This is a genomic window from Pseudomonas sp. MIS38 (assembly GCF_019891575.1).
Taxonomy (GTDB): Bacteria; Pseudomonadota; Gammaproteobacteria; order Pseudomonadales; family Pseudomonadaceae; genus Aquipseudomonas; species Aquipseudomonas putida_A.
In genome coordinates, this window is sequence record NZ_JAFLXF010000023.1 from 51,414 (window position 1) to 68,199 (window position 16,786).

A 16,786-nucleotide genomic window follows, 5' to 3' on the forward strand; every position below is an offset into this window, starting at 1 on the left:
TTCGCGATGACCTGTTGGCGCTGTTGCGCGCCTTGTGTGTTGCGTCAGTTGCTGACTGTCGAGACACCGCTGTGCTTGCCGAGCCAGGTGTGCAGCAGCGCGAAGTTCAACGAGAACTCGGGCATTTGCAGCAAGGCACCGCAGAACACTTCGCCGATGATTTTCTGAATGAGCTGCACCGCACGCGGGTTGTTGAGCAGCGTGGCGATGTCACGACTGAGGACGTTGAAGCTCCAGACTTTCTGGTTCAGGCCAAGACCGACGAACCAGCGGAACAGCAGGTTGTAATTGAGTTGCTCATACAGTTGCTGCTCGCTGGGCACCGAATACAGCAGTTGCAGGAGCAGGATGTGCATGACGGTTTGCGCGGGGATGAGCATGCCGGGCTCGGCATTGAGTTCGTGCAACAGGCCTTGATGGGCGTCGAGCAAGTCATCGATCTGCGGGCGCAGCAACACCAGCGAATGGCCGGGCGGAATGTAGCTGGAGACCTCTTTCAAGGCGCCCTGCCAGTCATCCTGCGACACGATCCAGACCCACGGCGCGCCGTAGCGATATACCGAAACCGGCTTCTTGCGCGCGGCCTCGACGATCTTCGACAGGCGCTGATCGAGTTCCTGCATGCCCACTTTCGAGTAGCGTTCCATAGTCCCCATTGCCTCACTCCCGGCGTCCCGCCTCGGCTTGTGAAAAGCGCCCCGTTGGGCCCCTCAAGCGCGTTACATAGGCATGACCGGACTGGCTATGTGCTACCGAACTTTTGTCATAAAAGCTTCATTACAGAAATTGATCGGGATTTGACAGACAACACAAAACCCTGTGGGAGCGGGCTTGCTCGCGAATGCGGTGTGCCAGTCAAATAGATGCTGACTGACAGGACGCTTTCGCGAGCAAGCCCGCTCCCACAGGGGTATCTGAGGTGTTTTTGGGTCAGGTGTAGACCGGCCAGGTGTCGACAATCTTGCCGCCACGCACCGCCAGCAGATCACCGAATTGCAGGAGGACGGCTTCAGTCTGGGTCGGGCGCAGGAACACTTGATCTTCGATGGTCAGGCCCACGGCGTTGGAGCCGTTGACCATCTCCTGATTCGAACTGCGCCCGTACACCCCATTGCTCAGCAACCCTGGCGGCGATTCGAACTCGGCCATCCAGTTGCCGCCGTAGATGAAAAAAGTCTGCCGCTGGTTGGTGTCCCACCACGAGAACAACGTCGACTTGTCATCCAGCGCCGGGATATTCACCGCACCAGTGCTTTTCAGTACCGGCGTGGCGATGTAGGTCGCCGGCACCTGGTCAACCAGAGAAGGCAGGTCGTAATGCGTCGGCTTGAGCATCGCCGTGCCCACCGAAACCTCGGTGCTCAACTGCTCGTTTTCATGGATGCGATAACTCGGGCTGCCGGCGGTGTTCAGGCACAGGTGGTCATTCCACAACGTCGGATACTGCTGTCGGGTGAAATCGACGCAGCGCTGATAAATCACCATCACCTTGGCGAACAGTTCCTCGGGCGAACCGAGAATCCCCGGCACGCCCATGCCCACGAACGGGTCGTAGCCCATGAACCCGGCGAACTGCAGATGTTGTGGATTGGCGCTGATCAGCGTGAGCATCTGCCCCAGCACATTCACATCACTGACCCCGCCGCGATGCAGGCCGACATCCAGTTCGATGTTGATGCGCATCCGCGTGCCCAGCCCTTGCGCCAACGCCAGGTATTGCTGCAGCCGTACAGGCCCGTCGAGCAGCCATTGCAGCTGTATGGACGGATCGAACGGGCCTTTGTGGGTTTGATAGAACAGCTCGGCCGAACGCACCGGCAACGGCTTGCCGAGCAGGATGTCGGACTGCGGAAACGCTACAGCATCGTGATTGAGAAACGGCTGGTGAAACGACATGAGTTTTTGCGTCCCGGCCCGTTGCGCGATGTAGCTCAACAAGCCCGGCGACGGCAGGGATTTTTCCACCAGACGCAATTGCTTGCCGCCGCGTTTGACCGACTGCATCACCACGTCGATGTTGTGATCGAGGCGATCCAGATCGATCAACAACACCGGGCGCATCGGGCCGTTGTCCTTCAGCTCTTTATTCAGCGCGCGGAAATACTCACTGTACGGGCCGCCACGATCACCCGGTCGCAGCCAGGCGCCTACGCCCACTAACAAAGCGCCGACACCCAGCGTGCCGAGGAGAAAATTGCGTCGATTGACCGCCATCAGCTCACCCCCAGAATCGACGACAGATGCGCATTGAGAAAGCGTCCGCTCGGGTCCAGCGCCTGACGGACGTCGACAAACTCGCGCCAGCGCGGGTACAGCGGTTGCAGATTCTTCGCGTTGAGCGTGTGCAATTTGCCCCAGTGCGGGCGGCCGTTGTACTTCCAGAAGATCGGCTCGACCGCGGCGAAGAAGTTGTGATGATCCATCTGGTAATGCTGGTGCACCGAGATCGAACAGCTGTCGCGGCCCTCGAACATGCTCAGCGGAATGTCGTCGGCCTTAACGTAGCGGTACTCGATGGGAAACCAGGTGCGCAGGTCCTTGTCCTGAATCAGCTTGAGGATTTCACGCAGACAGGCCGGGCCGTGTTCGGCGGGCACCGAGTATTCCATCTCGTTGAAGCGCACGGTGCGCACGTTGGCGTAGATGTCGAACGAGTCGCCGACCCGGTCATCGAAACTCGCCATATGCCGCAGGCTGTTGAGCAGCGTGCGGCGCAGCTCGGGGAAGTCGCTGCCGTATTTGTCGATTTTCTCGATCAGGGTCACGAACTCATTGCCGCCCTCCTCCTCAGGGGGAATCGGCGGCGTAGCCGGGTCGCTGGTTTCGTTGAGGGCGATGGACAGCGCGTAGTCGGAATGGGTGACCACGAGCATTTCCCAGTGCTGGTTTTCCCGGGTGTTTTTGTCGAGGTCTTCCAGCAGCTCTTCGGTCTTGGCGATCCATTGACGCTCACGCAGGCGGTAGGCCGGGCGATTTTGCAGACGGATTTTCGTCGCCACACCCAGTGCCCCAAGGGATACCCGGGCGGCATTGAACACTTCCGGGTGGCGCTGACTGTCGCAGTCCAGCACCTCGCCGTTGGCCGTCACCAGTTGCAGGCCGCAGACATGCGCCGAGTACGACTGAAAGGTTTTGCCGGTGCCGTGGGTCGAGGTGGAAATTGCCCCGGCGAGAGTCTGGTAATCGATATCGGCCATGTTCTGCAGAGCCTGGCCGACGTCCTTCAGCGGCACGCCCATGCGCGACATTGGCGTACCGGCGGCGAATTCGGCCTGCAGGGTGTTCGGATCGTGGTCGAGCAGCCCGGTGAAGTAGCTCAGCGACAGCAATGTGCCGTCGGTGGGCACCAGCGCGCTGAACGAATGTGCCGAACCGACCGGGCGGATCTTGCCCTGGGCCTGACGAATCGCAGCGCTTAGTTCATCAAGATTCTTCGGCGCCAGCCGCGCCGCCGGCAGGCAACTCTGCCCGCCCGACCAGTTGCGCCAGGGAATCAGTCGCGGGGCGCGCATCAATTGTCCCAGCGCGGGATTGGCCGCCAATGCACTGAACGCGCCGACGATGCTTGCCCGTTGCAACAACTGACGCCGTGTCAGATCCATGCTCATGCGCGCGCCCTTATTGTGGGAGGGGCTGGTCGGCCATGAAGCCGATCAGTTGCAGGAATTGTTCTTCGGTGCACTCGACGCACTGGCCCATCGGCGGCATGCCGTTGTAGCCGTTGATGGCGTGGTCGAGCAGCGTGTCGGCGCCCTGGCGGATGCGTGGTTCCCAGGCTTGACGATCGCCAGTGAGCGGCGCATTGGCAGCCGGGTTGGCGTGACACAGCTGGCAGCTGTTGGTGTAGATCTGCGCCAGTGCCGGGTCGGTGGGAGTAGCATTGTGAGTGGTCGCCGGCGGTGCGGATTTTTCGTCGCAGCCGCACAGCGTCATCATCAGCGCCAGCAGTAAAGTGAGTGGGATTGCCCGCATAACGATCCTCGAGGGTGGCATCGCTTTTTGTTGTGATCACACCTTAAGGCAGGCACGGCAGCGGGTTGAGGGCATTGCCGGACAACGATGGGGCCAACCGGGGCCAGTAGAGAGTGTTCAGGCCACCCCATTCAACTGTGGGAGCGGGCTTGCTCGCGAATGCGGTGTGTCAGCAAATGAGGATGTCAGTTGAAAGGACGCATTCGCGAGCAAGCCCGCTCCCACATTGGATTTCATAAACCAGTCAGAGCTCTGTTCCGCATCTCTGCGTGACATTCGCGTGACATTGGCGGGTTTAAATATCGGCGCATTCAGGCGTATAACCTGTAAAGACTTTTTGATCTGTATACGGACATCAACACGGGGTAGCGACATGACTACAGCAAACATCCTTGGCAATCTGTTCCCTTCTGTCAGCGACATCCCGGAAAAATACCGCCTCGACGGTCAGGTCGAGCAACGCGAATACCTCGTCGATGGCCAACTGCGGCGCTGGGACGGCCCACTCGCCACCGTGCGCAGCCCGGTGTATCTGCACGGCGAAAATGGCGATGAACAAGTGATTCTCGGCAGCACCCCGCTGCTCGACGCCGACACCGCCCTCACCGCCCTCGACGCCGCCGTGCGTGCCTACGATCGTGGTCAGGGCCTGTGGCCGACCATGCGCGTGGCCGAACGCATCCAGCACGTCGAAGCGTTCCTCGGCCGCATGCGCCAACAGCGCGAAGCCGTGGTCAAGCTGCTGATGTGGGAGATCGGCAAGAACCTCAAGGACTCGGAAAAAGAGTTCGACCGCACCTGCGACTACATCGTCGACACCATCAACGCGCTGAAGGAACTCGACCGCCGCTCCAGCCGTTTCGAACTGGAGCAGGACACTCTCGGCCAGATCCGCCGCGTGCCGCTCGGCGTGGCACTGTGCATGGGGCCTTACAACTATCCGCTGAACGAAACCTTCACCACGCTGATTCCGGCGCTGATCATGGGCAATACCGTGGTGTTCAAACCGGCCAAGCTCGGCGTGTTGCTGATCCGCCCGTTGCTCGAAGCGTTCCGCGACAGTTTCCCGACCGGCGTGATCAACGTGATCTACGGCAGCGGCCGCGAAACCGTCAGCGCGCTGATGGCCAGCGGCAAGATCGACATCTTTGCCTTCATCGGCACCAACAAGGCCGCCAGCGACCTGAAGAAACTGCACCCGAAACCACACCGCTTGCGCGCCGCGCTGGGCCTGGATGCGAAGAACCCCGGCATAGTCCTGCCGGAAGTCGATCTGGATAATGCGGTCAGCGAAGCGGTCACCGGTTCGCTGTCGTTCAACGGCCAGCGCTGCACCGCGCTGAAGATCCTCTTTGTGCACGAGGACGTGGTCGACGCCTTCATCGAAAAATTCAACGCCAAACTCGCCACCCTCAAGCCGGGCATGCCATGGGACAGCGGCGTGGCACTGACGCCGCTGCCGGAGTCGGGCAAGGTCGACTACCTGCACGGTCTGGTGGCCGACGCGCAGAGCAAGGGCGCACAAGTGGTCAACCCGAATGGCGGCGAGAGTCGCGAATCGTTCTTCTACCCCGCCGTGCTGTACCCGGTGACGCCGCAGATGCGCGTGTACAACGAAGAACAGTTCGGCCCGGTGGTGCCGATCGTGCCGTACCGTCACCTCGATACCGTGATCGACTACGTGCTGGAATCGGATTTCGGCCAACAACTGAGCCTGTTCGGCACCAACCCGGTGGCGATCGGCCGACTGGTCGATACCTTCGCCAATCAGGTCGGGCGGATCAACCTCAACACCCAGTGCCAGCGCGGCCCGGACACCTACCCGTTCAACGGGCGCAAGAACTCCGCCGAGGGCACGCTGTCGGTACACGATGCCCTGCGGGTGTTTTCGATCCGCACACTGGTGGCGACCAAGTTCCAGGACAGCAACAAGGATCTGATCAGCGAAATCATTCGCGGCCGCGATTCGAGCTTCCTGACCACCGATTACATCTTCTGACGAGGACTTTGCACTGAGCACCTTCAGCACCCAACGACTGCCACCGCTGCTGCGGCGAATCCTGCGTCCGTTGCTGGACCCGTACCGCCGCTACCAGCACGCCCGATTGATTCACGCGGTGCGGGTAGCGCTGGGGCTGCTGGCGACCATCCTGCTGACCACCGGCATCAACCTGCCCCACGGCGAGTGGGCATCGGTGACCATGCTGGTGGTGATCGGCGGTCTGCAACACCACGGCAACATCGGCAAGAAAGCCGCCGAACGCGCCACCGGCACCCTGATCGGTGCCGGCGTCGGTCTGCTGCTGGTGGCGCAACAGGCATGGCTGGGCCTGCCGTGGCTGACCTACTTTGCCATGGCGGTGGTCTGCGGGTTCTTCTCCTATCACGCCATCGGCAAAGGTGGTTACACCGCCCTGCTCTCGGCGATCACCGTGTTCATCGTTGCCGGACATGGCGACAACCCGATCACCGATGGCTTGTGGCGCGGGGTCGACATCCTGATCGGCATCGCCCTGGCCCTGGCATTTTCCTTCGCCCTGCCGCTGTACGCGGTGTATTCGTGGCGCTACAACCTGGCCGACGCCTTGCGCGACTGCGCCACGTTGTACGGGCGGATCATCAGCGGTCAACCGGTCAGTGCCGATGAACATCTGAAGCTGATGGGCCGGGTGACCACAGTGATGGTGCAACTGCGCTCGCTGATGCCTTCGGTGTCCAAGGAAGTGAAAATCTCCATGACCGAGCTGGACGCGATTCAACGCAACCTGCGGATGTGCGTCAGTACCCTGGAGATCCTCGGCAACACACGCCCGGATGCCAACGACCCCGAAGCCATGGCGCACCTGCAATCGGCACTGCGGGCCGAGCACCGGGTGATCCGCATACAGTTGATCGGCATGGCCCGGGCCTTGAAGTCCGGTGCCACGCAACGCCTGCAGCGCCCGCTGGAGTTGCCTGACGCGAGCCTCGACACACCGGTCTACAGCACGCTGGACGGTTATCGGTTACTGACCCGACAACTGGCCGCAAACATTGGCGAGCTGCGCCAGCGTCTGGCGATGACTGCACCGCGCTGGAACATCTGAGCCGTCGGAAAAAACCCATGTAACAAAGCTGACATCATCACTACAATGCGCCGCACAACGGATGTGACATGGACGCATAAATGCAATTCAGGAAGAGTATCAACGCCCTGCGGGCACTGGCCGTGCTTTCGGTCGTGCTGTTTCATTTCAAGGTGCCAGGGTTCGAGGGCGGGTTCGTCGGCGTAGACGTGTTCTTCGTCATCTCCGGCTTCCTGATGACCGGCATCATCGTCCATGGCGTGCAGCAGCAGAACTTTTCCCTCCTCGGTTTCTACGCCTCCCGCGCCCGCCGCATCATTCCCGCCCTGCTGGTCCTGTGCGTTGCGCTGCTGATCTTCGGCTACTTTTATCTGCCGCTGGATGACTTGCGCGAAACCATCCGTACGATCAAGAGCAGTCTGCTGTTCAGCTCGAACTTCAGCTTTGCCCAAAGCGGCAATTACTTCGCGGCGCCGCTGCATGAAAACTGGTTGCTGCATACCTGGTCGCTGTCGGTCGAATGGCAGTTCTACCTGCTTTACCCCGTGCTGATCATGGGGCTGCACCGGTTCTTCGGCACCGATAAAACCCGCGTTGCCTTGCTGGCCGTGGCGCTGATTTCGCTGCTGGCGTCCATCATCGTGACCCGCGTCAACCCGACGTTCGCCTTCTACATGCTGCCCACCCGCGCCTGGGAAATGATCGCTGGCGGCCTGGTTTTTCTGTTTCCCCTGCGATTGAGCCAGCGCGGCGGCGCGATTTGCGAAGGGCTCGGTCTGCTGGCGATTGCCGTCAGCGTGCTGGTTTTTTCTGAGGCGGATCTGTGGCCGGGCTACCTGGCACTGGTGCCGGTGCTGGGGACGATGCTGGTGATTCACGGCAACACCCGGTCGATGTTCAGCGGCAATCCTGCGCTGCAGTTTGTCGGGAGCATTTCCTACTCGGTGTACCTGTGGCATTGGCCGCTGGTGGTAATGCTTTACCTGTGCGGGCTGTTGAGCAGCTGGCCGCACGTGATCGGCGCAATCATCGCCTCGTTCGCTCTCGGCACCCTGTCGTTCTACCTGGTGGAAACTAAGGTGAAGAAAGGTACGAGCGCTACTCGAACAGTGATCAAGTTCGCGTCACTGACGGTAGCGGTGGTGGCCGTGTCGGCAACGACGTCGTCGCTGGTCAAGCAACATCCCGACTGGCGCCCGGCACTGGTCGAACTTGGCCAGCCGGAATACACCAGCAAGCTGTATCCGCAGGAGTGCTACCCGAATGCCTATGCGGCGGCGGATTGCAAACTGGGCACGGGTGATGTGTCGGTAATTCTGTACGGCGACAGTCATGCGCAATCCACCGCAGCGGCGGTGCAGATGGACAACCCGCAAGCGGCGCTGTCATGGTCACGGGGCGGTTGCCCGACCCTGACGCACTTCGCCATGCACGACAAGACCGTCGAAAGCCAGTGCCGGGGCTTCAATCAGGAAAAGCTGCAACAACTGAAAACCGCGTACGCCGGCGTGCCGGTGGTGCTGTTCAGCCGTGCGGCGCTGTATGCGGATTCGGGCCGGGAAAACAGCTACCGGATTTCCTTTCCCGAGCGCCAGGCCACGTTTGCCGAAGCGTATACCGAAGAGTACGTCAGCACGGTCTGCTCGATCGCGGAAAACCATCCGGTGTACATCGTCAAACCGATCCCGGAGATGCCTTTCAGCGTCTACAAGGGCTTGAATCTGAATCAGCGTCTGTTCCGGCAAAACACAGACATTTCCTTGCCGTTGCAGGTCTATGAGAAGCGCAACCGCATCGCCATCGCAACCATCGAAGCCGCCGCCAGCCGCTGCAACGCGACGGTGATCGACCCGACGCCGTACCTGTGCCCCGACGGCAACTGCATGGGCTCCATGGACGGCGTGCCGCTGTACTTTGACGATAATCATCTGGTGGATGCCGGCAATCAGCAGCTCAAAGGCCTGTTCAAGGATCTGATCAAGCCGATTTGAGCTGGCGCCGGGCTTTCAGGCCCCAGCCCTGTTGCATCCCGGCGGCGGCCAGCAGAATTGCTGCCACCCCGATCCATTGCAGGATCTGCAGGCGATGGCCGAAGGCGAACCAGTCGACGAAAATCGCCGCAATCGGGTAGATGAAGGACAGCGCACCGGTCAGGGCAGTCGGCAGTTTCTGGATCGCGCCGTACAGCAGCACGTACATCAGGCCGGTGTGGACGATGCCCAGCGTCACCAGACTGGCCCAGGCTCCGTTGGTTTGCGGCAGGCCGTTGAAGTGCGCGAACGGCGCGAGCAACAGCACTCCGGTGCAGACCTGGATCAGCGCGATCAGATGCGGCGGCGTGCCGGTCAGGCGCTTGATGATCAGCGCCGCCATCGCGTAGAGCAACGCCGCCCCCAACGCCAGCGCAATCCCCAGCAGATATTCGCTACCGCCCTCGCCCTGCCCGCCATGGGCACTGACGATCGCCAGCATGCCGAGAAAGGAAATCGCCAGCCAGAACAGCTTTTGCAAGGTGATTTTCTCGCCGAGAAACAGCGCCGCCAAACCGACCAGCATGAACGGCTGCACGTTGTAGACCGCCGTGCCGATGGCAATCGAGGCGCGGGAATACGAGCCGAACAACAACACCCAGTTGCCGACAATCGCCACCCCACTGAGCACCGCGAGCAGGAACGTGGTGCGGGTCAGAATGCCCGGACGCAAGAAGCCGAACGCCGCGCATATCAGCAGCAAGGTGCCGGCGCCGAATACGCAACGCCAGAACACCACATCCAGCACCGGTTGCCCGGAGATCAGCACGAACCAACCGATGGTCCCGGAAATCAGCATGGCGGCGGTCATTTCCAATGAACCAGGGCGGATTGTGTTGTCCATCATCGATCTCCCTAAGCGTTTGACGAAAGCGTGGCGAAAGTATGCCAAGCCGACCACGAGCGCCTCCAGCGCAAAAAGCAGGCTAAACTCGATTTCTGCCTTTTTTATCGTGGGTGGTTTCCCTTAAACGCCTAATACCGGAGTTGCCCCATGACCGACGATATCGACCAGATCCTCATCAGCGCCTTGATGGACGACTCGCGTCGCTCGCTCAAGGCATTGGCGCAAATCAGCGGCCTGTCCTCACCCAGCGTGGCCGAACGCCTGCGCCGCCTGGAGGAGCGCGGCGTGCTCAAGGGCTACACCGTCGAGATCGACCCCAAATGCTTCGGCTATCAGCTCCAGGCGATCGTCCGGGTGCGACCACTGCCGGGTCAACTGCAAGAAGTGGAACGGCAGATCATGTCGATCCCGGAGTTCACCGAGTGCGACAAGGTCACTGGGGAAGATTGCTTCATCGCCCGCCTGCACGTGCGCTCGATGGAACAGCTGGACACCCTGCTCGACCGCCTAAATACGCTGGCCGAAACCAACACCGCGATCGTCAAGAAAACCCCGGTCAAGCGCCGGTTACCGCCGATGGCGTGAGTGCTTTTTGCGCCTGCTCGGCGTAGATTGAGGTTTTCCCGGCGAAAGGATTGGGCGGTAATGAGAATTCAGGCAGTGATGCTGACGGTGTTGATGCTCGGCGGGTGCGGGACGGTGCAGACCGTCGTGCTCAGCGACAAGGCTTCTGTGGACCAGCTGAAGACCAAGAAGAGCTACTGCGGCGCTGTTCCGCGCATTTACAGCGGTGCAACCTACGACTTCTGCATGCTGCACGCCGAAAAGCCGGATGACGTCGACGCGTTCAATTACAACAACGCCTCCCTTGGCCTGGTGGTCGATGCAGCAGTTTCGGGTGTGCTGGACACATTCTTGCTGCCCTACACGATTTACAAGCAACAGGCCGATGGCAGCATCGTGATCAACTGATTGAAAACCTCCAGACGCCGAGACGTCTGGAGGCTGCTGCACTTTACTCGAGCAATTGCTGCAAGCTTGGGTCACGCATGACTTTTTGCTGAGGCTGCGAATTGTCGTCGCCTGTCTTGAGCATTTTCAACTTGAGGTTCTGAACCTTGGCGCAGGCGTTCTTGCCATCGGCGTAGATCCCGCTCATGTCACATTTCCATTCGAAATAATTAACCAGACCGCCTGACAGTTGCAGACTGTAGTCCGTGCTCTTGGTCCCTGGCGTGAACGGATGACCCGCCGGAATATTCTGGAACCACTTCATCCATTCCGCAGAACCCGGGCTCGGTATTTTGTCCTTGGGCTGGAAGGTGGGATTCATGATCGCCACCTGTGGCGACTCCCCCGTGGCGTGGCAGCTCAGGCAGGAACTGTTGGGGTTGTCTACAGGCCCGTTGAGGCGACCGTTCCAGCCCAAGTGGGTGGGCGGCAGTTCTTTGGTGTTGGCGTTGATTGCCGTCTGCTGCAATGCCGGGTTGATTCTGGTTTCAGTCGGCGTCGGATTGGTGAAGTCATTGCCAGTTTCTTTCGGATCGTTACCCCACATGATCCCGACCGGAACGAGATTGTCCCAACCGGGTTTGCCGGTTTTAGCCCCGTTGTACTGGAAGGTGCCGAAAATCCAGCCTGTGTCGCTCATACGGGTATCACGCACGGCGATGTCCATCTGAATGAGCGCAACATCTTTGATCTTGCGATTTGCGGACGTGAAAGTTTCAGTGATATAGCCTTGCCACAACACCGGGTTGACGAGGAACGGTACGGTGGTGCGATCAATATCGGCAAACAATGCCTTGCAGACTACGGTGCCATTGGCAAAGCTTTTGGGTTGCGAAGTGAAGCCAGGATCCGGGTTGTTCGGATCTTTCCAGACCTCGCCAATGGTGTAGGCGCCAATGTCGTTGTAAATGCCCACGGCGTAGGTCTGGCCACTGGCGATCTGCGTCTGTGCCAGTTGTTTGACCGGAATCTGCGCTTCCTTGGTCAGACCATGAATACCTTCACGCCCCAGCGGGCCATAGTGCTGCCAAGGCATGTGGTACCACTGACGCAGCTTGTTCTTCTGTACATTCCAATCAACCTCGACATTGCCTTCCAGGCAATAGTGCTTCACCTCCTCCATGTAGGCACGCCAGGTTTCAAAGTTGTTGTCGGGTTTGGCCGGGAGTTTTTTGAAAAAATCCGGCAGCGCTCCTTGGGGAGCTTGGGTCGGGTAACTCTGGCTAAGTTCGAACAACGGGCCTGAATATTGGCTGGCGGGTGGCTGATAGCCAAAATCGGGGTAGACACCGGCAAGAGTCGAGGCACTGAACAGTGCTGTCGCGATAGCCAATACGGCACGCTTTCCTTGGGGCTGGTTCATCGATGATCTCCTTGATTGGGACAACGCCTGCAGCGACCCATGAATCGAGTCCGACCACCAGGGCCTCCATTATTTTTTTGATAATCAGGGACTCGGCTTGCGGGCCGAGAGCAACTCACGGTTGAATCTGGGTAGGCTGGTTTGGAGGACCTCCTGTTTTCCGGATGAACGAATACGACAACCCGGGCGACGCTCCGGGCTTGAACAGAAGAAGAAAAATGGGATGCGGGGGCTGTAGAAGGTGTTACTGCATGCCGACTCCTGTCGACCGCCTGCCGTTCTTCCTTGTCTTAGGTGTAGGCCAATTCCATAAAGGCGCCATGATTTCTTGAAAAAATGTCGGCGAAAGGCCACTACGTTTTCGCACGGGCAACAAAAAACCCGCCGAAGCGGGTTTTTTGTTGATTCACAAACAGCGATCAGTCGTCGCGGCTCATGATGCCGAAGATCTGCAACAAGCTGATGAACAGGTTGTAGATCGATACATACAGGCTAATGGTTGCCATGATGTAGTTGCGCTCGCCACCGTGGATGATCGCGCTGGTCTGGAACAGAATGCACACCGACGAGAACAGCACGAAACCGGCGCTGATCGCCAGTTGCAGGCCGCTGATCTGGAAGAACATGCTCGCCAGCGTTGCACCCAGCAACACGAAGAAACCGGCGGTGATGAAACCACCGAGGAAGCTCATGTCCTTGCGGGTGATCAGCACGTAGGCCGAGAGACCACCGAACACCAGCGCGGTCATCGCGAATGCCGAACTGACCACTTCAGCGCCGCCCTGCATGCCCAGGTAACGGTTGAGGATCGGGCCGAGCAGGAAACCCATGAAACCGGTCAGCGCAAAGGCGGACACCAGGCCCCACGCAGAATCACGGAGTTTGTTGGTGAGGAAGAACAGCCCGTAGAAACCGATCAGCACCACGAAAATGTTCGGATAGCCGACGCGCATCTGCTGGGCCACGAAAGCCATCACACCGCTGAATGCGAGGGTGAGCGCCAGTAGACCGTAAGTGTTGCGCAGGACGCGGCTAACCTCTAGCTGCTCAGCCTGCACGCTGTTGTGAACTGCGTAATCCTGTTCGCGCATGGCGACACTCCTGTTGGTTTGAAACGTTCAGTGGCAAAGATCATAACAGACGCTCTGTAACAAGCCATGCACAGAGTTTGACAGTGTGTTTCATTCAGGTATTATGGCGCCCGCAACGCAAACGGAGGTGTGGCCGAGTGGTTTAAGGCAACGGTCTTGAAAACCGTCGACTGTAACAGGTCCATGAGTTCGAATCCCATCGCCTCCGCCATCTTATGTACGACAAAGCCCTGATTATTCAGGGCTTTGTCGTTTCTGGGGGTTGAGGAAATCAATCGGCCGTCTCGTTTGGCACGGAAGCATTCTCTGGGAGGCGTAAATGCCCTCCCGCCAAGCTTAACCAGCAAATAAAGATCTGCCGAATTAAGCGGCATACGGAAAAACACGGATGACTTCTTTCAGAAATGCTGGTTTCTGGGGCAAAGTTTGGGCTTGTGCCTGGGCAATGTTTCTGCTGCTGACTTCCGGTGATTCCGGCGCTAACTGGATGGATATAAGCTCATCCGGCCGCAAACGCGTCTTCAGTCCTGGCTTTCTCGTGCTGTGCGTTTTTGTAGCTGTGATTGAGTTGATACTGCTCAACCACTTCTACGGTGCGCAAATGAACTGAAGACGAGATAGAGCATTCTTTCCACGCGGCTCGGCGTCATCACGCGGTGTTGCCTTCCTGATGCGGCAGATTTATCAGGCTTCAGTTCTTCCTGTTTTCACAGCAGCGTGAAAAACTGTGCGTTCTTTGTCACCCATTTTTTTGCCTGCATTGATGGAACGGCCGATGGACATCATGGATACCCAGCAAGAAAACACCCTCGAAAAGTCACTCAGACTGGCGGCGGATGAACCCGCCCACCGACCTGATTTTTTCAAGACACTGCTGAATTCGGATATCTACGTCCTAGGCACCACCGGCACTGGCGAAGGGCAAGTCAATCTTGAGGCAGGCAGCAACATCAGCATTGCGCACTGGCAAAAGCCCGACGGCTCCGCTGTCATCCCGTTTTTCACTTCGTTGCATACACTACGAAGATCCATAAACAGCGAGGAGTCCTATATAGAGATCCCGGCCAGATCGCTGTTTGAAATCACGCTGGGCACTCCTCTTTTCCTCAATCCGAAGTCTCCCTACGGGAAAGAGTTTTTCCCCGAGGAAGTGCGCTACCTGCTCTCCGATGAGATCGGCCAGAGACCAGTGCAGCGCACGGTCGAAAAGGACACTCAGGTACTGCTCGGGCAGCCGTCGCAATATCCCTCGAAGATGGTCCATTCGCTCAAGCAACTACTCGCCAGACATCGCAATGTGAAGCGCGCGTTTCTGGCATTGATGCATGACGCTTCGTCTGACCAAAAGCCTCATCTGATCATCGGGATCGAAGCGGACGGCGATTTTGAACAGGTCATGCGCGAAGCGGGCAGCGTTGCCGCGGACTTGGCTCCGGATGGCGAACCCGTTGACCTGTACCGCGTTCATGACGCAGATTCAGGCCTTAGCGATTACTTGCTCAAGCAAACCACGCCCTTCTATGAACGGAAGTCGGCAGGCTGGCTGCGTTCATTGTTTGGTTTTGACAAAGCATGAAGGAAGTCCAATTGCACGACTCCAAATATCTGGAAGACCTCCGTTCCCGCTTCAACGCTGGTGAGGAGCTGAACTATGTCTTTTTCTGGGGACACCAGCGAAGCAGGCACGGAGTCAGCGCATCGTGCTTCAGCCAGTGGTTCGAAGCCGAATTTGTTGTCGACGGGCAACGCTACGCGACTGCCGAACATTTCATGATGGCAGAGAAAGCAGCCTTGTTCGGCGATCAGGACATTCGCGCTCAAGTGCTAACGGCGCCTACGCCCAACGCGGCCAAGGCGCTTGGCCGCAACGTGCGTGGATTCAACGAACACGATTGGTTGCAACACCGGTATGCAATTGTCGTCCGGGCCAACCAAGCCAAGTTCTCGCAAAACCCGGAGTTGAATGCATTCCTCAAGAATACCGGTTCTCGCATCATCGTTGAGGCCAGCCCGGTTGACAGCATCTGGGGCATCGGACTCGCCCAGGATCACGTAAACGCGAATAACCCCAACCTGTGGCGAGGCCTGAATCTGCTGGGGTTCGCGCTGATGCAGGTCCGCGACGAAACATGATTCGCCCACGTCGCGGTGGCGAACACCGCGACGGGCGTACCGCACAGAAGCCGGGCAACTTACGCGACCGCCCTCTCATGCTCGCTTTTCCTTCGGGACGCTCTAACAATGAATGGGGGCGGACGCAGTTCCTGACGCGAAGAGTGCACCCTTTAACCAAACAGCAGAGCCACATCACATGCATTTCGTCCGCCACGGAGAGTACCTTGCCGCTTCACGTACTACTGGGCCTCGGCATAATCTCCTGCAACTGCGCCTAGGAGTTGGTGAGCAGCATGAGCCGATCTGTGAGTGTCTCCCGCCGCAGGGGGCATGTAATCACGAACCATTAGTTGAGGCTGTTATCGTTGCAAGCGTACTCGAAGGAACATCGGAGGCGAATCGACGCTTTGGCACCTCACATGTCGTTACCCACATCCGGTACGCCCGAAATGACACCAAGCCTGAAGTAGTCTATGGCCTCTTGGCTCTCAAAATACTTGAGCAGTTGCATGTCGGCGGCACATTCGTTGAGGGCAGCAATACTATTTAGTCCTTACCTCAAGCAGACTTCTGGGCAGGTAGTTAAGAGGACGAGTACAGCGCGGCCCTAGAGTGGGGTTGCATTGAGTCGTCCCCAATTTCAGAGAGCCTCTCAGGCCTCAAGAATGTCTATCAAGATACTGTGAGAATGTCAGCTTGTGGCCGATTGCTGCCGTTCGCGACCGTCGGCTTTCGGCCAAAAGCGGACATTGGCACGCGACTGCTGACGGCCAAAAGCGAGACTTTGCGAATACTTTAAATAAATCTGTGCCCTTATCGCTGTTTCGACGTCGACGCTCGAAGGGTTAGCAAACTGCCTAGTGCGCACCTGCTCGTCGTGTTTACGCAGCGCCTCGGTATCGAGCTTAGCCGTCCGGGCATTGACACGTTGATTTGACTCCATCTGCTCAGCTACGTGATACAGCAACCGACGGCATTCCTGCCCCGACGAGCATAGCCCTCTCCAGGTAACGATATTCCCAGCGTTGCAATGAACTCTCGAAGGCCTGTCACTAGATCTGGCTTCATCCCATCACTTTATCCATGGCAAAAGTGAATTCGCGTCCTTCACGCATTATTGGTTTTTTTGAGAGTTCTACTAGACAACCAGCATTCACCCATCTAGCTTCTAGGTAGTGGCTTTTTGCCAAAAAAATTTGCTACAACGTCATTTGATCAATCGAATTAACTGCCTCAATTTCAGATAATAGAGGCATTTTGCCAAGCTGGATTTTTTTGTATTTGAGGAGCGA

The 16,786-nt window shown here is 58.4% G+C and carries 16 protein-coding genes and 1 tRNA gene; 9 read left to right on the forward strand and 8 right to left on the reverse strand.

Annotated features, from left to right (window positions below; genetic code table 11):
* Nucleotides 1–44 precede the first annotated feature (44 nt).
* The 4 genes from J1G18_RS22675 to J1G18_RS22690 form a co-directional block, all read right to left on the reverse strand.
* On the reverse strand, nucleotides 45–656 hold the full coding sequence (locus tag J1G18_RS22675; RefSeq protein WP_223008537.1) for a transposase: 612 nt from the start codon (nucleotides 654–656) through the stop codon (nucleotides 45–47).
* Nucleotides 657–930: 274 nt separating this feature from the next.
* A complete protein-coding gene (locus J1G18_RS22680; protein WP_223008608.1) occupies nucleotides 931–2,139 on the reverse strand; it encodes a DSD1 family PLP-dependent enzyme in 1,209 nt (402 codons plus the stop codon).
* A 74-nt stretch (nucleotides 2,140–2,213) separates the two neighbouring features.
* Nucleotides 2,214–3,542 (reverse strand): D-arabinono-1,4-lactone oxidase, encoded by a 1,329-nt coding sequence (locus tag J1G18_RS22685; RefSeq protein ID WP_193774891.1) that lies wholly within the window; start codon nucleotides 3,540–3,542, stop codon nucleotides 2,214–2,216.
* A 76-nt stretch (nucleotides 3,543–3,618) separates the two neighbouring features.
* Nucleotides 3,619–3,972: a c-type cytochrome gene (locus J1G18_RS22690; RefSeq protein WP_098963893.1), complete on the reverse strand. Its 354-nt coding sequence runs from the start codon at nucleotides 3,970–3,972 to the stop codon at nucleotides 3,619–3,621.
* A 373-nt stretch (nucleotides 3,973–4,345) separates the two neighbouring features.
* On the opposite strand from J1G18_RS22690, the gene J1G18_RS22695 reads away from it, so the two are divergent.
* The 3 genes from J1G18_RS22695 (at nucleotide 4,346) to J1G18_RS22705 (ending at nucleotide 9,028) form a co-directional block, all read left to right on the forward strand.
* Entirely contained in the window at nucleotides 4,346–5,971 is a 1,626-nt protein-coding gene (locus tag J1G18_RS22695; RefSeq protein WP_223008539.1) for an NADP-dependent glyceraldehyde-3-phosphate dehydrogenase, read from the forward strand.
* A 46-nt stretch (nucleotides 5,972–6,017) separates the two neighbouring features.
* Nucleotides 6,018–7,058, forward strand: coding sequence for an FUSC family protein (locus tag J1G18_RS22700; protein WP_223008610.1), 1,041 nt, complete (start codon nucleotides 6,018–6,020; stop codon nucleotides 7,056–7,058).
* A gap of 80 nt (nucleotides 7,059–7,138) precedes the next feature.
* Nucleotides 7,139–9,028 (forward strand): acyltransferase family protein, encoded by a 1,890-nt coding sequence (locus J1G18_RS22705; RefSeq protein ID WP_223008541.1) that lies wholly within the window; start codon nucleotides 7,139–7,141, stop codon nucleotides 9,026–9,028.
* Here the strand turns inward: J1G18_RS22705 and J1G18_RS22710 are convergent.
* Nucleotides 9,015–9,911 carry a DMT family transporter gene (locus J1G18_RS22710; protein ID WP_223008543.1) on the reverse strand — a complete coding sequence of 299 codons (897 nt, stop codon included), beginning with the start codon at nucleotides 9,909–9,911 and terminating at the stop codon, nucleotides 9,015–9,017. The genes J1G18_RS22705 and J1G18_RS22710 overlap by 14 nt on opposite strands.
* Nucleotides 9,912–10,061: 150 nt before the next feature.
* Here J1G18_RS22710 and J1G18_RS22715 point away from each other — a divergent pair, with 150 nt between their 5' ends.
* Together J1G18_RS22715 and J1G18_RS22720 are read left to right on the forward strand one after the other, a co-directional pair.
* A complete protein-coding gene (locus J1G18_RS22715) occupies nucleotides 10,062–10,499 on the forward strand; it encodes an Lrp/AsnC family transcriptional regulator (protein WP_027613772.1) in 438 nt (145 codons plus the stop codon).
* A 60-nt stretch (nucleotides 10,500–10,559) separates the two neighbouring features.
* Nucleotides 10,560–10,886, forward strand: coding sequence for a YceK/YidQ family lipoprotein (locus tag J1G18_RS22720; protein WP_027613773.1), 327 nt, complete (start codon nucleotides 10,560–10,562; stop codon nucleotides 10,884–10,886).
* A 43-nt stretch (nucleotides 10,887–10,929) separates the two neighbouring features.
* Here the strand turns inward: J1G18_RS22720 and J1G18_RS22725 are convergent, their stop codons facing one another.
* Together J1G18_RS22725 and J1G18_RS22730 are read right to left on the reverse strand one after the other, a co-directional pair.
* Nucleotides 10,930–12,288, reverse strand: a complete 1,359-nt coding sequence (locus J1G18_RS22725) for a hypothetical protein (protein ID WP_223008545.1) — start codon at nucleotides 12,286–12,288, stop codon at nucleotides 10,930–10,932.
* A 419-nt stretch (nucleotides 12,289–12,707) separates the two neighbouring features.
* Nucleotides 12,708–13,379 carry a Bax inhibitor-1/YccA family protein gene (locus tag J1G18_RS22730; protein ID WP_027613775.1) on the reverse strand — a complete coding sequence of 224 codons (672 nt, stop codon included), beginning with the start codon at nucleotides 13,377–13,379 and terminating at the stop codon, nucleotides 12,708–12,710.
* A 123-nt stretch (nucleotides 13,380–13,502) separates the two neighbouring features.
* On the opposite strand from J1G18_RS22730, the gene J1G18_RS22735 reads away from it, so the two are divergent.
* From J1G18_RS22735 to J1G18_RS22750, 4 genes are all read left to right on the forward strand, one after another.
* Nucleotides 13,503–13,590, forward strand: a tRNA-Ser gene (locus J1G18_RS22735).
* 177 nt (nucleotides 13,591–13,767) lie between these two features.
* Entirely contained in the window at nucleotides 13,768–13,989 is a 222-nt protein-coding gene (locus tag J1G18_RS22740) for a hypothetical protein (protein WP_135295618.1), read from the forward strand.
* A gap of 165 nt (nucleotides 13,990–14,154) precedes the next feature.
* Complete coding sequence (sseB, locus tag J1G18_RS22745) at nucleotides 14,155–14,955, forward strand: enhanced serine sensitivity protein SseB (protein ID WP_135295617.1); 801 nt, start codon at nucleotides 14,155–14,157, stop codon at nucleotides 14,953–14,955.
* A gap of 11 nt (nucleotides 14,956–14,966) precedes the next feature.
* Nucleotides 14,967–15,512 carry an NADAR family protein gene (locus J1G18_RS22750; RefSeq protein ID WP_210556962.1) on the forward strand — a complete coding sequence of 182 codons (546 nt, stop codon included), beginning with the start codon at nucleotides 14,967–14,969 and terminating at the stop codon, nucleotides 15,510–15,512.
* 673 nt (nucleotides 15,513–16,185) lie between these two features.
* Here J1G18_RS22750 and J1G18_RS22755 read toward each other — a convergent pair.
* A complete protein-coding gene (locus J1G18_RS22755; RefSeq protein WP_223008547.1) occupies nucleotides 16,186–16,461 on the reverse strand; it encodes a hypothetical protein in 276 nt (91 codons plus the stop codon).
* Nucleotides 16,462–16,786: the final 325 nt, after the last annotated feature.